The organism is Ructibacterium sp. SJQ-7 (genome assembly GCF_054696575.1).
Genome location: NZ_CP195193.1, coordinates 271869 through 288155, shown reverse-complemented (window position 1 = coordinate 288155; position 16287 = coordinate 271869). Strand labels below are relative to the sequence as shown.

The 16287-nt window shown below is 36.4% G+C and carries 12 protein-coding genes and 1 other annotated feature (1 of these 13 cut by a window edge); of the genes, 1 reads left to right on the top strand and 11 read right to left on the bottom strand.

Annotated features, from left to right (window positions below; genetic code table 11):
* Positions 1-137, bottom strand: a binding site (T-box leader) (it extends 93 nt beyond the left edge of the window).
* 36 nt (positions 138-173) lie between these two features.
* The 11 genes from uvrA to aspS all read right to left on the bottom strand — a co-directional run bounded on the left by uvrA (position 174) and on the right by aspS (position 14321).
* On the bottom strand, positions 174-2996 hold the full coding sequence (gene uvrA, locus ACSAMO_RS01345) for an excinuclease ABC subunit UvrA (protein ID WP_499209627.1): 2823 nt from the start codon (positions 2994-2996) through the stop codon (positions 174-176).
* 15 nt (positions 2997-3011) lie between these two features.
* Positions 3012-3392 carry a hypothetical protein gene (locus ACSAMO_RS01340; protein ID WP_118446280.1) on the bottom strand — a complete coding sequence of 127 codons (381 nt, stop codon included), beginning with the start codon at positions 3390-3392 and terminating at the stop codon, positions 3012-3014.
* 1 nt (position 3393) lies between these two features.
* Positions 3394-5358, bottom strand: coding sequence for an excinuclease ABC subunit UvrB (uvrB, locus tag ACSAMO_RS01335; RefSeq protein ID WP_022229053.1), 1965 nt, complete (start codon positions 5356-5358; stop codon positions 3394-3396).
* A 21-nt stretch (positions 5359-5379) separates the two neighbouring features.
* Entirely contained in the window at positions 5380-6195 is an 816-nt protein-coding gene (locus ACSAMO_RS01330; RefSeq protein ID WP_117966453.1) for an Asp23/Gls24 family envelope stress response protein, read from the bottom strand.
* Positions 6196-6207: 12 nt separating this feature from the next.
* Positions 6208-6846 (bottom strand): redox-sensing transcriptional repressor Rex, encoded by a 639-nt coding sequence (locus tag ACSAMO_RS01325; RefSeq protein ID WP_117966449.1) that lies wholly within the window; start codon positions 6844-6846, stop codon positions 6208-6210.
* A gap of 157 nt (positions 6847-7003) precedes the next feature.
* Entirely contained in the window at positions 7004-7801 is a 798-nt protein-coding gene (locus ACSAMO_RS01320) for an alpha/beta hydrolase (RefSeq protein ID WP_117966446.1), read from the bottom strand.
* Positions 7802-7803: 2 nt separating this feature from the next.
* Positions 7804-9183, bottom strand: a complete 1380-nt coding sequence (locus ACSAMO_RS01315) for a DUF4340 domain-containing protein (protein ID WP_499209626.1) — start codon at positions 9181-9183, stop codon at positions 7804-7806.
* On the bottom strand, positions 9180-10586 hold the full coding sequence (locus ACSAMO_RS01310) for a GldG family protein (protein WP_118446276.1): 1407 nt from the start codon (positions 10584-10586) through the stop codon (positions 9180-9182). Before ACSAMO_RS01310 ends, ACSAMO_RS01315 begins: the two co-directional genes overlap by 4 nt.
* An 11-nt stretch (positions 10587-10597) precedes the next feature.
* Positions 10598-11302 (bottom strand): ABC-2 transporter permease, encoded by a 705-nt coding sequence (locus ACSAMO_RS01305; RefSeq protein WP_117966436.1) that lies wholly within the window; start codon positions 11300-11302, stop codon positions 10598-10600.
* A complete protein-coding gene (locus tag ACSAMO_RS01300) occupies positions 11286-12254 on the bottom strand; it encodes an ABC transporter ATP-binding protein (RefSeq protein ID WP_499209625.1) in 969 nt (322 codons plus the stop codon). The genes ACSAMO_RS01305 and ACSAMO_RS01300 overlap by 17 nt, the downstream gene beginning before the upstream one ends.
* A 297-nt stretch (positions 12255-12551) precedes the next feature.
* Positions 12552-14321: an aspartate--tRNA ligase gene (gene aspS / locus ACSAMO_RS01295; RefSeq protein WP_117966489.1), complete on the bottom strand. Its 1770-nt coding sequence runs from the start codon at positions 14319-14321 to the stop codon at positions 12552-12554.
* A 196-nt stretch (positions 14322-14517) separates the two neighbouring features.
* Here aspS and ACSAMO_RS01290 point away from each other — a divergent pair, with 196 nt between their 5' ends.
* Entirely contained in the window at positions 14518-16215 is a 1698-nt protein-coding gene (locus ACSAMO_RS01290) for a putative polysaccharide biosynthesis protein (protein WP_499209624.1), read from the top strand.
* Positions 16216-16287 lie beyond the last annotated feature (72 nt).

The window sequence follows — 16287 nt, the reverse complement described above, 5'->3', positions numbered from 1 at the left end:
CTTACTTAATATAAATTGTTCAGTCCGCAGCTCCGAAGTGGTATTCACATCAAACCCATCAAAGAACGCTTACAGCCCATGACGTTCTCTCTCTTGTGATTTTTGCTTAATGCTACTGTCTTCATCTACGCTTTAAAGTTATTCTAACACTCTTTTTTTATTTTGTCAAGGTTTTATTCGAGCATTTTCTTTAAATATTTTCCGGTATAAGATTTTTCAACCTTTGCAACCTGCTCAGGCGTACCTGACGCAATTACGGTACCACCGTTATCGCCCCCCTCAGGTCCCATATCAATAATATAGTCTGCGGTTTTTATAACGTCAAGGTTGTGTTCGATTACAACAACGGTATTACCGCCTTCAACAAGTTTATCAAGCACTTCCGTAAGTTTGTGAACGTCAGCAGTATGAAGTCCTGTTGTAGGCTCGTCAAGAATATAAATCGTCTTTCCTGTACTTCTCTTTGAAAGCTCCGTTGCAAGTTTAACACGTTGTGCTTCACCGCCTGACAAAGTTGTTGAACTTTGACCAAGTTTGATATATCCAAGACCGACTTCCTGTAAAGTTTCAAGTTTTCGCTTTATCTTCGGAATGTTTTCAAAAAATTCAACACCCTCATCAACCGTCATTTCAAGCACTTCATAAATATTTTTACCTTTATATTTAACTTCAAGAGTTTCTCTGTTATATCTCTTGCCCTTACATACCTCACACGGAACGAATATATCCGCCAAAAAGTGCATTTCTATCTTTTTTATACCGTCACCGCTACAAGCTTCACAACGTCCGCCTTTTACGTTAAAGCTAAAACGTCCTGATTTATAACCACGCACTTTTGCCTCATTTGTAGATGCAAAGACTTCACGAATATCACCGAAAACGTTTGTATATGTTGCCGGATTTGAACGTGGTGTTCTTCCAATCGGCGACTGGTTTATATCAATGATTTTGTCAAGCTGTTCTATGCCCTTTATCTCTTTATGTGCGCCGGCATGAGTTCTTGCGCGATTTAAAACGTGAGCAAGTTTTTTGTAAAGTATTTCATTTACCAATGACGACTTACCCGAACCCGAAACACCTGTGACGCAAGTCATAACACCTGTCGGTATTTTTACGTTGATGTTTTTAAGATTATTTTCTTTTGCACCACGTACTTCAATCCAACCTGTCGGTTTTCTGCGTTCCTTAGGAACTTCGATTTTAAGTTCACCGCTAAGATATTTACCTGTAATCGAACGAGGTGATTTAATCAAATCTTCAACGGTACCCTCTCCTACGAGTTCACCGCCGTTTACACCCGCTCCCGGACCGATGTCGACAATATAATCTGCGGCATACATTGTATCGGTGTCGTGTTCAACAACAATTACAGTATTACCCAAATCACGAAGATGCTTAAGTGTTTCGATAAGTCTGTCATTGTCACGCTGATGAAGTCCGATACTCGGCTCGTCAAGAATATACAGCACTCCCATAAGTCCCGAACCTATTTGAGTTGCAAGACGTATTCTCTGTGCCTCACCGCCCGACAAAGTTCCTGCCGAACGTGACAATGAAAGATAATCAAGACCTACGTCAAGCAAGAATTTAAGTCTTGCCTTGATTTCTTTCAAAATCTGTTCGCCAATCATTTTTTCACGGTCGGTAAGTTCCAATGAATTTACAAAATCCATTTCTTTTTGGATAGACATAGTTGTAAATTCATATATATTAACTCCGTTAATTGTAACCGCAAGTACTTCATCATTAAGTCTTGCGCCGTGACATTTCGGACAGGTTACGTCATTGACGTAACGTTCAATGTCGTTCTTTACATAATCGTATGTGTTGGCATTATAACGTCTTTCAAGGTTTGTTATAACGCCTTCAAACGGTGCACTGTATTTACCGCTGCCGTAACTGCGTTCATAATTCATAGGAATGTTTGTATCGCCTGTTCCGTAAAGAATAATGTCTTGTATATCTTTAGGCAAATCTTTATACGGTGTATTTACGTCGAATCCGTAGTAATCTGCAAGGGCAGTAAAATACATATAAGCCATCGAATCTTTTTTGTTTGCAGTTGCCCAGCCTGTTGCTGAAATAGCACCGTTTATTATACTTAAATTTTCGTCTGCTATAACAAGGTTGGGGTCGATTTTAGACAACGCCCCCAAACCGTCACAATTATCACACGCACCGTATGGATTATTGAAAGAAAACAATCTCGGAGTAAGCTCCTGTAAGCTGATACCGCAATCGTCACACGCAAAATTCTGACTGAAAGACATAATCTCTCCGCCGATAACCTCGACAAGCACAACATCACCTGTCAATGCAATGGCTGTTTCAAGTGAATCGGTAAGTCGCTGAACAATATTTTCACGAATAATCAATCTGTCTATGATAATTTCTATGTTGTGCTTTTGCGTTTTCTTTAACTCTATCGGCTCGCTTAAATCATATTGTTCACCGTCGGCCTTTACACGCACATATCCGCTTTTTCTTGCATTTTCAAATACTTTTTTATGCTCACCTTTTTTACCGCGTATGACAGGCGCAAGGATTTGAATTTTTGTACCTTCGCCCAATGACATAACTTTGTCAACAATTTGGTCTATACTCTGTCTTTGAACCTCTTTACCGCATTTAGGGCAATGCGGTATACCGATTCGGGCATACAAAAGTCTTAAATAATCGTATATTTCGGTAACTGTACCGACTGTTGAACGTGGATTTTTTGATGTTGTTTTTTGGTCGATACTGATTGCAGGCGACAAACCGTCAATATAATCTACATCAGGCTTTTCCATTTGACCGAGAAACATTCTTGCATATGACGACAGTGACTCTACATATCTTCTTTGTCCCTCTGCATAAATTGTATCAAACGCCAAAGATGATTTACCGGAGCCAGAAAGTCCCGTAAGTACGACAAGCTTTTCTCGCGGTATTTTTACATCGATATTTTTAAGATTATGCTCTCTTGCACCTTTAATTATAATATCCTTTTCCATTGATTTACCTCTGTTTTACTGTAAATAGCACGTTCCGCATTCTTTATATCTCTGCTGAACGTCCTTTCTTTCATCCATAGCAATTTTAAAATCTTCCATCATTGATTGAGCAAATATTTTTTCGATCAGCGGATGTTCGGAATAAATTAAAGTCGCTTGATTTATCACTTCAATTCTTTCCGATTCGCCGAATTCACGAATGTCGATTATCTCAACATTTTTGCTTGTAACCTCTTTTATTTGCTGTTCTACATTATATATTTCCTGCATTTTTATATTTCTATCACAAAAACATATAAAATCAAGTAGATTATCGTTTTCAATCATATATATAACAGGAGTGAGAATGTTTTTTGAAATTATCTTAACAAGCTTATTTTTAAGCTCATAATCCATTTTATTCACTCATTTCTTTTTCTAATTTTCGTATTCTGTCACGCAAAGCCGCGGCTTCTTCAAATTCAAGATTTTCAGCCGCTTTAATCATCTTAGCCTGAAGCTCGGCAATGGTCTTTTCGTAATTTATGATATTTTCTTCTGCGGTTTCGGTATCGTCCTCAATAGGCTTTAATGATTCTATAATATCTCTGATGTCTTTCTTAATTGTCTTTGGTATTATGCCGTGTTCTTCATTAAACTTCTGCTGAATACCTCGACGTCTGTCTGTTTCGTCAATCGCCTTTTTCATTGATTTTGTAACCGTATCGGCATACATAATAACTTGTCCCTCACTGTTACGCGCGGCACGACCGATAGTCTGAATAAGTGACATTTCACTTCTTAAGAAACCTTCTTTATCCGCATCAAGTATCGCAACAAGTGCAACTTCGGGTATGTCAAGTCCTTCTCTTAAAAGGTTAATTCCGACAAGTACATCAAATTCACCCATACGCAAATCTTTGATAATTTCTGCACGTTCGATTGTCGATATATCGGAGTGCATATAACGAACTTTAATACCTACACCGGTAAGATAATCGGTCAAATCCTCCGCCATACGTTTTGTAAGCGTTGTCACAAGCGTTCTAAAGCCTTGTTCGGTACGCTTATTAATTTCACCGATAAGGTCATCAATTTGATTTTCGGTAGGTTTAATTGTTATTTTAGGGTCAAGAAGTCCTGTCGGTCTGATAACCTGTTCCGCAACAACCGTTGAATGTTCTTTTTCATAATCTGACGGTGTCGCACTTGTGAATATTACCTGATTTAATCTATCTTCAAATTCTTCAAATTTCAAAGGTCTGTTATCAGCCGCACTCGGTAAACGGAAACCGTATTTAATAAGCGTTTCTTTTCTGGCTCTGTCACCGTTATACATCGCACGCACCTGCGGTATTGTAACGTGTGACTCGTCTATAATCATAAGATAATCATCAGGAAAATAGTCAAGCAACGTATACGGTGCACTTCCCGGAGCACGACCGCTTATATGTCTTGAATAGTTTTCTATACCTTGACAAAATCCTATTTCCTGCATCATTTCTATATCGTACATTGTACGCTGTTCGATTCTTTGTGCTTCGATAAGTAAATCACGTTCTTTGAAATACTTAACCTGTTCACGCATTTCAGCCTCAATTCCGGCAAGTGCCGCAATCATTTTTTCGTTGGTTGTAACATAGTGAGAGGCCGGAGATATAACTGCGTGTTGCCTTACACCTACAATTTCACCTGTAACTACGTTTACTTCGCAAATACGTTCTATTTCGTCGCCGAAAAACTCGACACGAATAGCGTTTTCACCGTTATTGGACGGAAATATTTCCACCACGTCACCTCTGACGCGAAACTTGTTTCTGACAAAGTTAATATCATTTCTTTCATATTGCATTGAAACAAGTTTTTTTAGAAGCTCATCTCTGTCTTTTACCATTCCTACACGCAAAGAAAGCATAAGATTTTTATAATCTTCAGGATCGCCCAAACCGTATATGCAAGATACACTTGCTACGATTATAACGTCCTTTCTTTCAAGCAAAGCAAATGTGGCACTGTGACGTAGTTTATCTATTTCATCATTGGTCAGTGAATTTTTCTCGATAAACGTATCGGTTTGCGGAATATATGCCTCTGGTTGATAATAATCGTAATACGACACGAAAAATTCAACACAGTTATTTGGAAAAAATTCTTTAAATTCACTGCAAAGCTGTGCGGCAAGGGTTTTATTATGAGCAAGTACAATGGTAGGTTTGTTCACTTGTGCAATGACATTTGCCATAGTGAAAGTTTTTCCCGAACCTGTTACACCGAGCAAAGTTTGGCATTTCTCGCCTTTTTTTATTCCGTCAACAAGTGTTTGAATTGCCTGCGGCTGATCTCCTTGTGGTTTAAATTCAGAAACGAGTTCAAATTTATCCATACAGCTTCCCCTTCTTAATGGTTATTTCCTTAGATTTTTAACAAGTATATTTATTCTTCTTGCATTTATCGACGTATATTGTTCAACATTATTTCTGACTGCAAGCTGAATATTTTTACATACAGAAAAAATATCACAGCCATATTGTAAAATGACTGTCATATCTATATGTACACCGTGTCCTGTTTTTCTTAGGTTTATATTTTGCACCTTAATTAGCCCGTCGATCTTTTGTGCCTCATGTATTGCTATTGAATTTATAACATTATCTGAGATAATATAGTCACCCATATAACTGAATGTGGGTCTGACGATTGATTTATCAGCCTCGGCGGTTGTTATTTCCGAATCAAGATTTTTTTGAAATCTTCTTAACGGATGCAAGAAATATCCTGAAAATTCCTTCTTTATTTCAAATGTCGGAACAGGAATAACGTGTTTCCCTTCAACTGTACGCATTCTAAGTGCCATATTCATTTCTTCGGGTGTTGCAACATCCTCTATTCTTATAATTTGTTCAACCTCATGAACACCGATATTTTTAGCAATTTTATTTACCATTCCGTCAGATGTACCCAAAATCATAAGGCACTTAATCTTATTCCTTTTCAGAACTTTTTTTATTTCATTTACCTGCGACGGATTCATAAAAAGTGCGTGTTTAACAGACGCAATTTTTGTCGGTTCTTTTTTGGCAGATGTGCCGGCTATAACTTTTCCGTGAGAAATAAGCAAGCCGTCATCAATTATAGCGTCAGCTCCATATTGCTGCGAAACCATAACACTTCTGTAACTCTTTCCTGTTCCACTCGGACCTACAAATGCGATAACTCTCATAATTATAACACCTTAATTCTGATTTTGCTTGATTTTGTATGACAATGTCATAAGCGGATCTGAAAGGTGAACGTTTTCCACCGCTACGTCCTTATCGAATTTAAGTTCGGTATACGAAAAGTTCATAAGACCTTTAACTCCGCAATTAACCAATTTTTCAGCCGTTTTCATTACTGCCGCTTTCGGTACGGTAAGAATTCCGATGTCAACTCTATGCGAATTCAAAAATTCCTCAAGCTTATCTATTGACATAACTTCTATACCGTTGATTTTTGTACCAATTATATTAATGTCATTATCAAAAATGCCTACCAGTTTAAAGCCTCTTTTTTCAAACGTATCGTGACTTGCCAATGCTCTGCCGAGATTACCGGCTCCGACTATAACAGTAGTATCTCCGTCATTAAGTCCTAATATGTCACCGATTTCGTTATAAAGATGTTCGACATTATAGCCGTATCCCTGCTGACCGAAACCGCCGAAATAGTTAAAATCCTGTCTGATTTGTGATGCAGTCACGTTCATTTTTACGCTAAGTGCATTTGAGGAAATACGCTTTATATCCTGCTTTAAAAGTTCGCCCAAATATCTGTAATAGCGTGGCAGACGTTTAACTACGACCGTAGGAACTTTCTTTTCATTTTCACTCATGTCCTCTAAACCCCTTGTTAATTATATAACATTTATTATATCACACTCATTTCGTTTTGTATAGTCTTTTTAAATGTATTTTTTTGTATTTTGACATTTTACACATATAAAAAAATGTCACAACAAGCCGATACTGACTTATTGTGACATTAGTTACTTAAATTAAATCATTAAGTTTTATCCATTTTTCAAGAGAATCTTTCCACTGTGCAACGTGCGGTATACTGTCTGCCAAGCCCAAGCCGTGAGAACCGATTGGGTATATGTGCATTTCATACGAAACTTGCACTTTGCTTAGTGCGTCGGCGTACATCAAAGAATTTTCTACCGGTACTGCCTGGTCTGATGATGTATGCCATATAAATGTAGGCGGTGTATTAGGTGTGACGTGTTTATAAAGCGACATAAGCTCTTTATCAGAATGTAATGCTCTTTCACCTATCAAGTTTTTTCTTGAACCGTCATGTCTGTATTCGAACATATCTATTACAGGGTAACACAAAATTGTCGCATCAGGCTTACAGCTTTCTTTATCTATTTCATCTGTATCTTCATACATTTTCTTATCATAATGAACAGAAACAGAGGCCGCCAAATGTCCACCGGCACTTGAACCCATAACTGCAATTTTATCCTTATCAATGCCGTATTTGTCGGCGTAATATCTGACATATTTAACAGCACGCATTGCGTCACTTATTTCTGCCGGATGTTTGTACGGTGCAACTCTGTATTCAACCACAAATGCAGTAAGACCGATTGACTGCAACCACTTAGCATATGCAGTACCTTCGTGGTCGGCTCTTATTACATAGCCACCACCCGGAAAAATAATAACAGCACCTTTTGAATTTGCAGGATATGCCGTTATAGTCGGTTTTCTTACCGCTGTTTCATCAGCCTCTATAAATTCTTCGTTCCAATAAGGAATCACGTCATTCCATAAATTCTCCATAATTAATCTCCTTGCTTTTCCGGATTTTCAACATAAGTATTGAATAAATCCATAAATTCATTAAGCTTACTTTTCTTGATTGTAAATTCTGTTTTACCGTTGCGGATTAAAGCACAGTACAAATCATCAATACTCTTAAATTCGATTTCTGTATCAGAACTGCTCTTGATACCTTTATATTTTATTTTCATAACGGTATCGCCGAGTGTTTCGTCTTTATATACTCCGTCAACCGCCAAACCGACAATGCTCTTGTATATTGCTTGTGTTATCTTTGTATCAACCTTTTGACCGTCAAGCACAAAAGTCATATCCGAATCGTTATGAGTTATGTCAATCGTATGTTCTGCTCCGTTATACTCTACCGTTACACTCTTAACTTCCGAAATATCAACAAGCGCCTGCAATTTACTTACAATGTTGTATGACGAGTCATTCGCAAAAGATATAATGTCCGATGAAACTTTAAATACCTGTTCCTTATATTTTACATAAGTCATATCACCGTCTGTGCGACCTATTGTAAGTGTTTCGGTATATTCTTCGCCGTATTTGCCTGTTGAATTGTCGTAAGGCTTAACAGTTATCATTAAAACAGGCGACTTTTCACTGAAACCGCCGTCAGCATTTTCAATCGGTGTAGTAAGTGAAATTTCCTCTATCGGAGCAAGTATTTTGTTATCGATATAATCATCATTGGCACCGCTCTGATAAGGCTGTACCATTTCCCATACATTATTTGTGTTGTTATTTATATTGCTTAATATTCTGATTTCAATAGTTTCATCACTGCGGACAATTTTAATGTCATTAATATTGTCAATATTAATGCTGAAACGATTGAATTCTTTATAATAGCTGATAGGCTTTTTTAAAGTATCAACTTTAAAATCATACATTGTATAGACAGTATTATCGCCGTCTTTCATCACAAAATATTCTCCGAGTGTCGGACTTAAATCACCGATAATCATTTTATCAATCTGACCGTTTTTCTTTTCAACTGTAACAGTGACTTGCGGATTGTCAAGTCCGTATTGTGATAAATCAGCCGGATTTTCTTCAATCTTGTTTTTTGATGACAATGTTGAAATTGTACCGACAAGCGCACTGGCTTTTGAAGAATCTATTTCAGACGCATCCATATCATTTACGGACCATTCCGAATCGCCTATACTTTTTACTGTAATTGTACCGTTTTCACTCTCTGACTTTACAGATAAAATATCGGTTGTATCAGCTGAATAGATACTGTATAAATCATCGGTTGTATCAACATTATTATCTTTTGACGTGTCAATATTACTTATAACAATCGTTCCGACAATAAGCACTATAATCACTGACGCGGCTATAATTATGCTTTTCGTTGTTTTACTCATAGATTTCTCCTTTTTATCCAAATTACAAGTCCGATTATTAATACGGTAATCGGTATTATAATTACAACAAATGCAAAAATAATTTTTTGACCTAAATCAGATAATGTAATAACATTATTTACAAGTGTTTTTTCATCTACGGTAAAGCTTTCTTCGTTACCTATCATAAAGTTGGTCAAATTCATAAAATAATCATAGTTTGCAAGTCCGTAATTATTTGTAAGTGTTGTTTCGTCTATGGTTAAAAGCATAGTATTTCCCGATACATAAACCGATGAGGCGTGTTTTGCATCTACCGAAAGTTCGCTGACCGGATATTCGCCGTCCTGCTCGCCGCCGACTTTTGAAACATTTTCATAATTTGAAGTCGTGTATGCTTTTTCTGAACTTGTCAAAACAGGTGTAACAGATATATCGCCATTTGATTCAAATTCTTGAGTTATCAATCTTGAATATGGGAAATATGCCAAAGTTCTTTGATTGTCTATTATACTGTCGGTAAATTCATATGATTTTACGTTCGGCACGACAAGACTCATCGAACTTCCGCTCAACGAAACGGATTTTGATGTGTCTGTTTCAATTACAAGGTTATCGCTTACACCTATGCCCCATGATGATTTTAGATAGTCATACAAGTTAGTAAGATTTTTTGAATCGACATCAAGATAAACTTGTATATTACCGCCTTTTTGCAAATAAGAATCAAGTTTTGTGATTTCTTCTTTTGAAAAATCGGCCGTCGGTTTTGCAACAATCAACATATTTGCGTCTGACGGTATATCATCGGTCAATGTATTAACTTCTCCGACTTCAAAGTTTTCTGATTCAAGTTTAGTTTTTGCACCGTCAACAGCTATCTCATTATGTCCTTTTATTAGGTATGCCTTTTGTTGTGTTTCGCTTGATACATACTTTAATGCCGAAGTTATTTTATTTTCAACATTAAGTGATGTATACTGTCCTGTTTGTGCATTTACTCCGTACAATTCAGTCATAGTATATGTTTTAAACTTATCTCCGCCGTCAACAATGACAGAATTTGATTGCAGACTTTTGCCGTCAGTAACGTATTTCTTGCCAAAAGTCGGGTTAGATGTCATATTAATATTTGTAACATTGATATTTTTATTTGCGGTGGCATATTTATCAAGCACCGTACGAATATTTCCGTCTTGTTCCGATTCACCGGCAAGAATATATATATCAACAGGAGTATCATAATTTTTAAGATACTCTTTTGTTTTATCTGAAAGTTCGTACATTTTATTTGACGTAAGGTCGATTTTTAAAGGTAATTTGTTGTTAAGCACGCTGACAAATACGTTTACAACAATAACCAAAACAACCGCTATTGCAATAGCAACGGAAGATACAAATTTATATTTTTTTACGTTATTCATTACATATCCTCCTATCTCATTCTGCGTCTTTCAAATACCATAACGGTAAAGAATAAGAACAGACCGGTGATGCTTAAATAATAAATTATCGGTTCAAAGTTAAGGATTCCGAGAGTAAAATCCGAAAATCTTTGTACAGGCGATAACCACAAAAGAATTTTTACAATTATTTCGTTTGAAACGTTTGACGCAACCGAGCCTAAAAGCAATGTAAAAATCAATACACCGTAAGTGGCAACTGCAGCGACAATCTGACTTTCCGTAATAGATGACATAAACGCACCGATAGCAAGTATTGCCGAACATAGCAGTATAAAGCCGACATAACAGCTTATTGTTTCCGCAATCGGCAAATTACCCGTAAACGCTAATATAACAGGATAAATAAGTGTTATAAGCACACCTACCATAAATATTCCAAATGCCGCAAGATACTTACCGAAAACTATTTCTTTTGTAGATATAGGTGCGGTCAGTAATAATTGGTCTGTCTTTTGCTTTCTGTCCTCTGAGAACAATCTCATTGTCAATAACGGCAACAAGAACAACGCCCAGTTATTGACGATTGAAAAGAAATTAGTCATTCTTGCAGTCATAAATCTGATATTTACAACATAGAACATTACTCCTGTTAAAAGAAGAAAAATAGTTAAAAATACATAACCGAGCATTGATGTAAAATACGAATTGAATTCTCTGTTAAATATCGCTTTCATTTGTATTTTCCTCCTTTTCTGACGTATTGTCAGTAAGTTTTAAGAATATATCCTCCAAAGACGGCTCGATTTCTTTTTGCATTAATATCGGTATTTCATTTTCCGCGAATGCAAAGAACATTTTTTTCTTTTCTTCTGCCGCCATTGCGTTATCAAATTCAAAATCATACGAATCATTTTCAGATGAAACACAGGTTACATTTGATATGCCGTCAAATGAATTTAGGATATTTTCGGCTTTTTTCCTATCGCCTGATATTCTGAACAACATTTTTTTATTATCACCAAGCTTATCCGAAAGATTTTTCGGTGTATCTTCTGCAACAAATTTGCCTTTATTTATAATAATTACTCTGTCACAGACTGCACTTATTTCGCTTAATATATGCGAACTTAAAATTACAGTCTTTTCTTTTCCGAGTTCCTTAATAACATTTCTTATTTCGATAATCTGCTTAGGATCAAGACCAACTGTCGGTTCGTCAAGTATAAGAATTTCGGGATCTCCGATTAAAGCACCTGCAAGTCCCACTCTTTGACGATAGCCTTTTGACAAATTGGCAATTTTTCTGTTTTTAACATTATCAATCTTCACCATATCAATAACTTGCTGTATATGACTCTTTTCATCCTCGGTCTTGATTTTCTTCAATTTATATACAAATTCAAGATAATCCCACACTACCATATCAAGATAAAGGGGTGGTATTTCAGGCAAGTATCCTATTTTCTTTTTCACTTCAATAGGATTTTCTAAAATATCATAGCCGTCAATATTAACAGAGCCGTCTGTATATGAAATATATCCGGTGATAATATTCATAGTTGTTGATTTTCCCGCACCATTAGGACCTAAAAATCCAAGAACTTCACCTTTTTTTACATTAAAACTAATATGGTCGAGTGCATATTTATCACCGTATTTTTTTGTTAAGTTTGAAATAGTAATCACTTAAAACTCTCCGTTTCACAGATTAATTTGCAGACTGCCGAGAAATCAGTTCGTATTTTGAAAAAACAAACTCGTCAGCGTACATTTGTACGGCAGAGTTTATTTTTTCAAAAAGTGCATAGGCAAGCCTATCAATATAGGCTTGCCTGCTATTTTTTTGATAAATTAAATCATACAAATTTGAATAACACTTCTGCACGTTCCGGACAATTTGCCAACAGTCTTAGAAGCTGAAAATTCGGCTCCTATTTTAAGGTTATTATACAATAACGTTATTAAATTATTATGAACACATTATTAATTTTCTTTCTTTTCAGGTATTATGCTTATTGAAAGTTCCTGTAATTGTTCTTCGTCAACAACATTAGGAGCTCCCGACATAAGTTCTGACGCATTTTGTACCTTAGGGAATGCTGTTACATCTCTAAGACTGTCATTACCTGTCATAATCATTGCAAGTCTGTCAAGACCGATACCCATACCGCCGTGAGGTGCGGCACCGTATTTATATGCCTCTACAAGGAAACCAAATTTAGCCTCGATTTCTTCATCAGAAAGTCCAAGTGCCTGGAACATTTTTTGTTGAAGTTCGTAATCTGTAATTCTGATTGAACCACTTGAAAGTTCTGTACCGTTAAGGACAAGGTCATATGCCTTAGCCGTAACTTTACCCGGATCAGTATCAAGATATTGAATACACTCGTCCATAGGCATTGTAAACGGATGGTGCATAGCAAGCCACGAATCTGTATCTTCGTCATATTCAAAGAATGGGAATTCAGTAATCCAAAGGAAGTTAAATCCTTCAGGAATTATATCAAGCTGCTTTGCAACCTTTAATCTAAGTGCGCCAAGTACAGGAAGTGTTACTTTATTCTTATCTGCAACGATAAGTACAACGTCACCCTTTTGAGCGCCTACTTTATTTAATATTGCGTCAAGTTCGCCTTCACCCAAGAATTTTGCAAATGCACAAGTCGGTTCATCATCAACCCAACGAACAAAAGCAAGCCCTTTTGCACCTATTCCCTTTACGTATTCCGTAAGTTTGTCGATTTCTTTTCTTGTAAGCGTCTTTGCCGCGTCTTTTGCAACGATTGCTCTTACCGAGCCGCCGTTTTCGATAGCCGAAGTAAACACGCCGAAACCGCAATTCTTAACAAGTTCTGAAATATCGCATATTTCCATACCGAAACGAGTATCAGGCTTATCTGAACCGTAACGTTCCATAGCGTCTTTATAAGTAAGTCTTGGAAGTGGTAATTCTACGTCAACATCAAGAACTTCCTTAAACAATCTTTGTATAAAGCCTTCGTTCATTTCAAGAATATCCTCAACATCAACGAATGACATTTCAAGGTCAATTTGCGTAAATTCAGGCTGTCTGTCTGCTCTTAAATCTTCATCTCTGAAACATCTTGCAAGCTGAATGTATCTGTCAAATCCTGCAATCATCAAAAGTTGCTTGTACATTTGAGGTGACTGCGGAAGTGCGTAAAACTTTCCGTGATGTACTCTTGACGGAACAAGGTAATCTCTTGCACCCTCAGGAGTTGACTTAATCATCATCGGTGTTTCGATTTCTATAAAGCCGTTTTCATAATAATAATCTCTTGCAACTTTTGCAATCTTACTTCTCATAATCAAGTTATCCTGTAAAACCTTTCTTCTAAGGTCAAGATAACGATATTTCAATCTTAATTCTTCGTTTACGTTAGTATCGTCAACAATTTCAAAAGGAGGTGTCTGAGCCTTTGCCAACACTCTCAAATCTTTTACGTCAATTTCAATATTACCTGTTTTAATTGCTGTATTCTTGCTTTCTCTTTCACGAACAACACCTTTTGCCATAAGTACATATTCGCTGTGGCAATCAGACGCTTTTTCAAATATTTCTCTGTCTGTCGAATCATCAAAAGCAAGCTGAACTATACCTGTTCTGTCCCTTAAATCTATAAAAATAAGATTTCCCAAATCTCTTACTTTTTGTACATAACCGCCTACTACAACTTCATTGCCGATTCCTTCAACATCTCCGCAATAGTGAGTACGTTTTAAACCTTGCATTGTATCCATGTCTATTCCTCCATATAAATTTACATACTTATTATATTTTACCCTTATATCAGCTTTGTGTCAAGTCAAAATGCCGATTTTTGACTTATTTCTATACAATTACTTTATTTTTTTATGACAATACTTGATTAAATCCGTATTTAGTTTTATAATATGACAATGTGAACATTAAATTAGGAGGAATATAATGAGTAAACAAAACAAAGAAAACACTCAATCGTTTATGAATAATGTTACTATAATTCTTATTTCACAAGTGCTTGTAAAAGTTCTTGGTATGGTTTACAGAATTGTAATAACAAACATTGACGGTTTCGGTGACGAGGGACTGGGATTTTATAATGTAGGATTTCAGATTTATACCCTACTGCTTGCAATTTCATCTGTCGGAATACCTAATGCAATTTCAAAAATGGTTTCCGAACGTGTTGCACTTGACGATTACAAAGGTGCACATAAGATTTTCAAAACGGCTTTATTGCTGTTCTCAATAATAGGTCTTGTAACGACTGCGGTTCTGTTCTTTGGTGCGGATATTTTTGCACAGCATATAATTAAAATTGACGGTTCTCAATATGTAATGCGTGCGCTTGCACCGTCACTGTTCTTCGTTTGTGTATCTTCCGTAATCAGAGGATATTTCACAGGTATGAAGAATATGAAAGCAACAAGTAATTCGCAGGTACTTGAACAGATTTTAAAATGTACACTTACTATTGTGTTTGTATACCTTTCAATCGGTCTTGCTCCTGCAATTATGGCATCTTGGGCTAACTTTGCAACATCTGTTGCAACTGCGCTTAGTATGCTTTACTTAGTATACTTCTATTGTAAACGTAAAAGCGGTATCAAGGAGCATATTGAAGAATCAAAAGGCGAAACAATTAAGATTTCAGGCAGACATCTTATGATGAGTATTCTTATGATAAGTATTCCGATTTCGCTTGGCTCTATCATTACAGCTATAAACAGAGTTATCGACACAGCAACAATAAGTCGTGGTATTGAAGTTGCATTTGCATCATTAATTCCGGCACATGGCAACATCGGCGATATTATAAATCCGACCGCCGAGCAACTTAATCAGGAAATTGCAAGATTATCGGGACTTCTATCAAAGAGTGATACACTTTACAATATGCCTTTGGCGGTAAACTTCGCTTTTGCAACAGTTCTTGTTCCGTCAATCGCAGGTGCGTTGGCGGTAAAAGATTATAAAGAGGCCTCTTCAAAGATAAACTATTCATTGCTTATTTCAATATTAATTATCTTGCCTTGCGCAATAGGTTTGATAACTCTTGCTGAGCCGATTTATAAAATATTGTATTTCAGCACTTCGAGCGGTTTTGAGCTTTTACAGCTTGTTTCGGTATCGCTTATATTTGCGGCACTTGCACAAACTATGACAGGCTCGCTTCAAGGTCTTGGGAAAGTTTATGTCCCTGCAATAAGCTTGTTGTTTGGATGTATAGCGAAAATTGTATTAAATATTGTACTTATAAGAATACCGTCAATCAATATTTACGGTGCGGCAATAAGCTCTATTGCTTGTCAGTTCATATCATGTGCAATATGCTTTGTTGTTCTTGCAAAGAACTGCAAACTTAACATCAAGCCAATGAAATATATCTTAAAACCGATTATAGCAGGTGTTGTTATGGGCGTTGTTGCAGTCGGTGTTTATAAGCTTTCAATGCTTGTATGCCCATCTGGATTTATAGGTAATTTGATTTCCACTGTAATTGCAATAGCGATTGCGGCGGTTGTATATTTCTTTACGGTGTTTATGCTAAAAATTCTTTCAGAAGACGAAATCAAACAGCTTCCTATGGGTACAAAAATTTACAATGGTCTTGTTAAATTAAAATTCTATAAAGCACAGTAAATTCAAAAAGTCTTTGCCATACAGTAAAGACTTTTTTGATAGTTACTTAAAAGTACCTACTTGTTATAATAA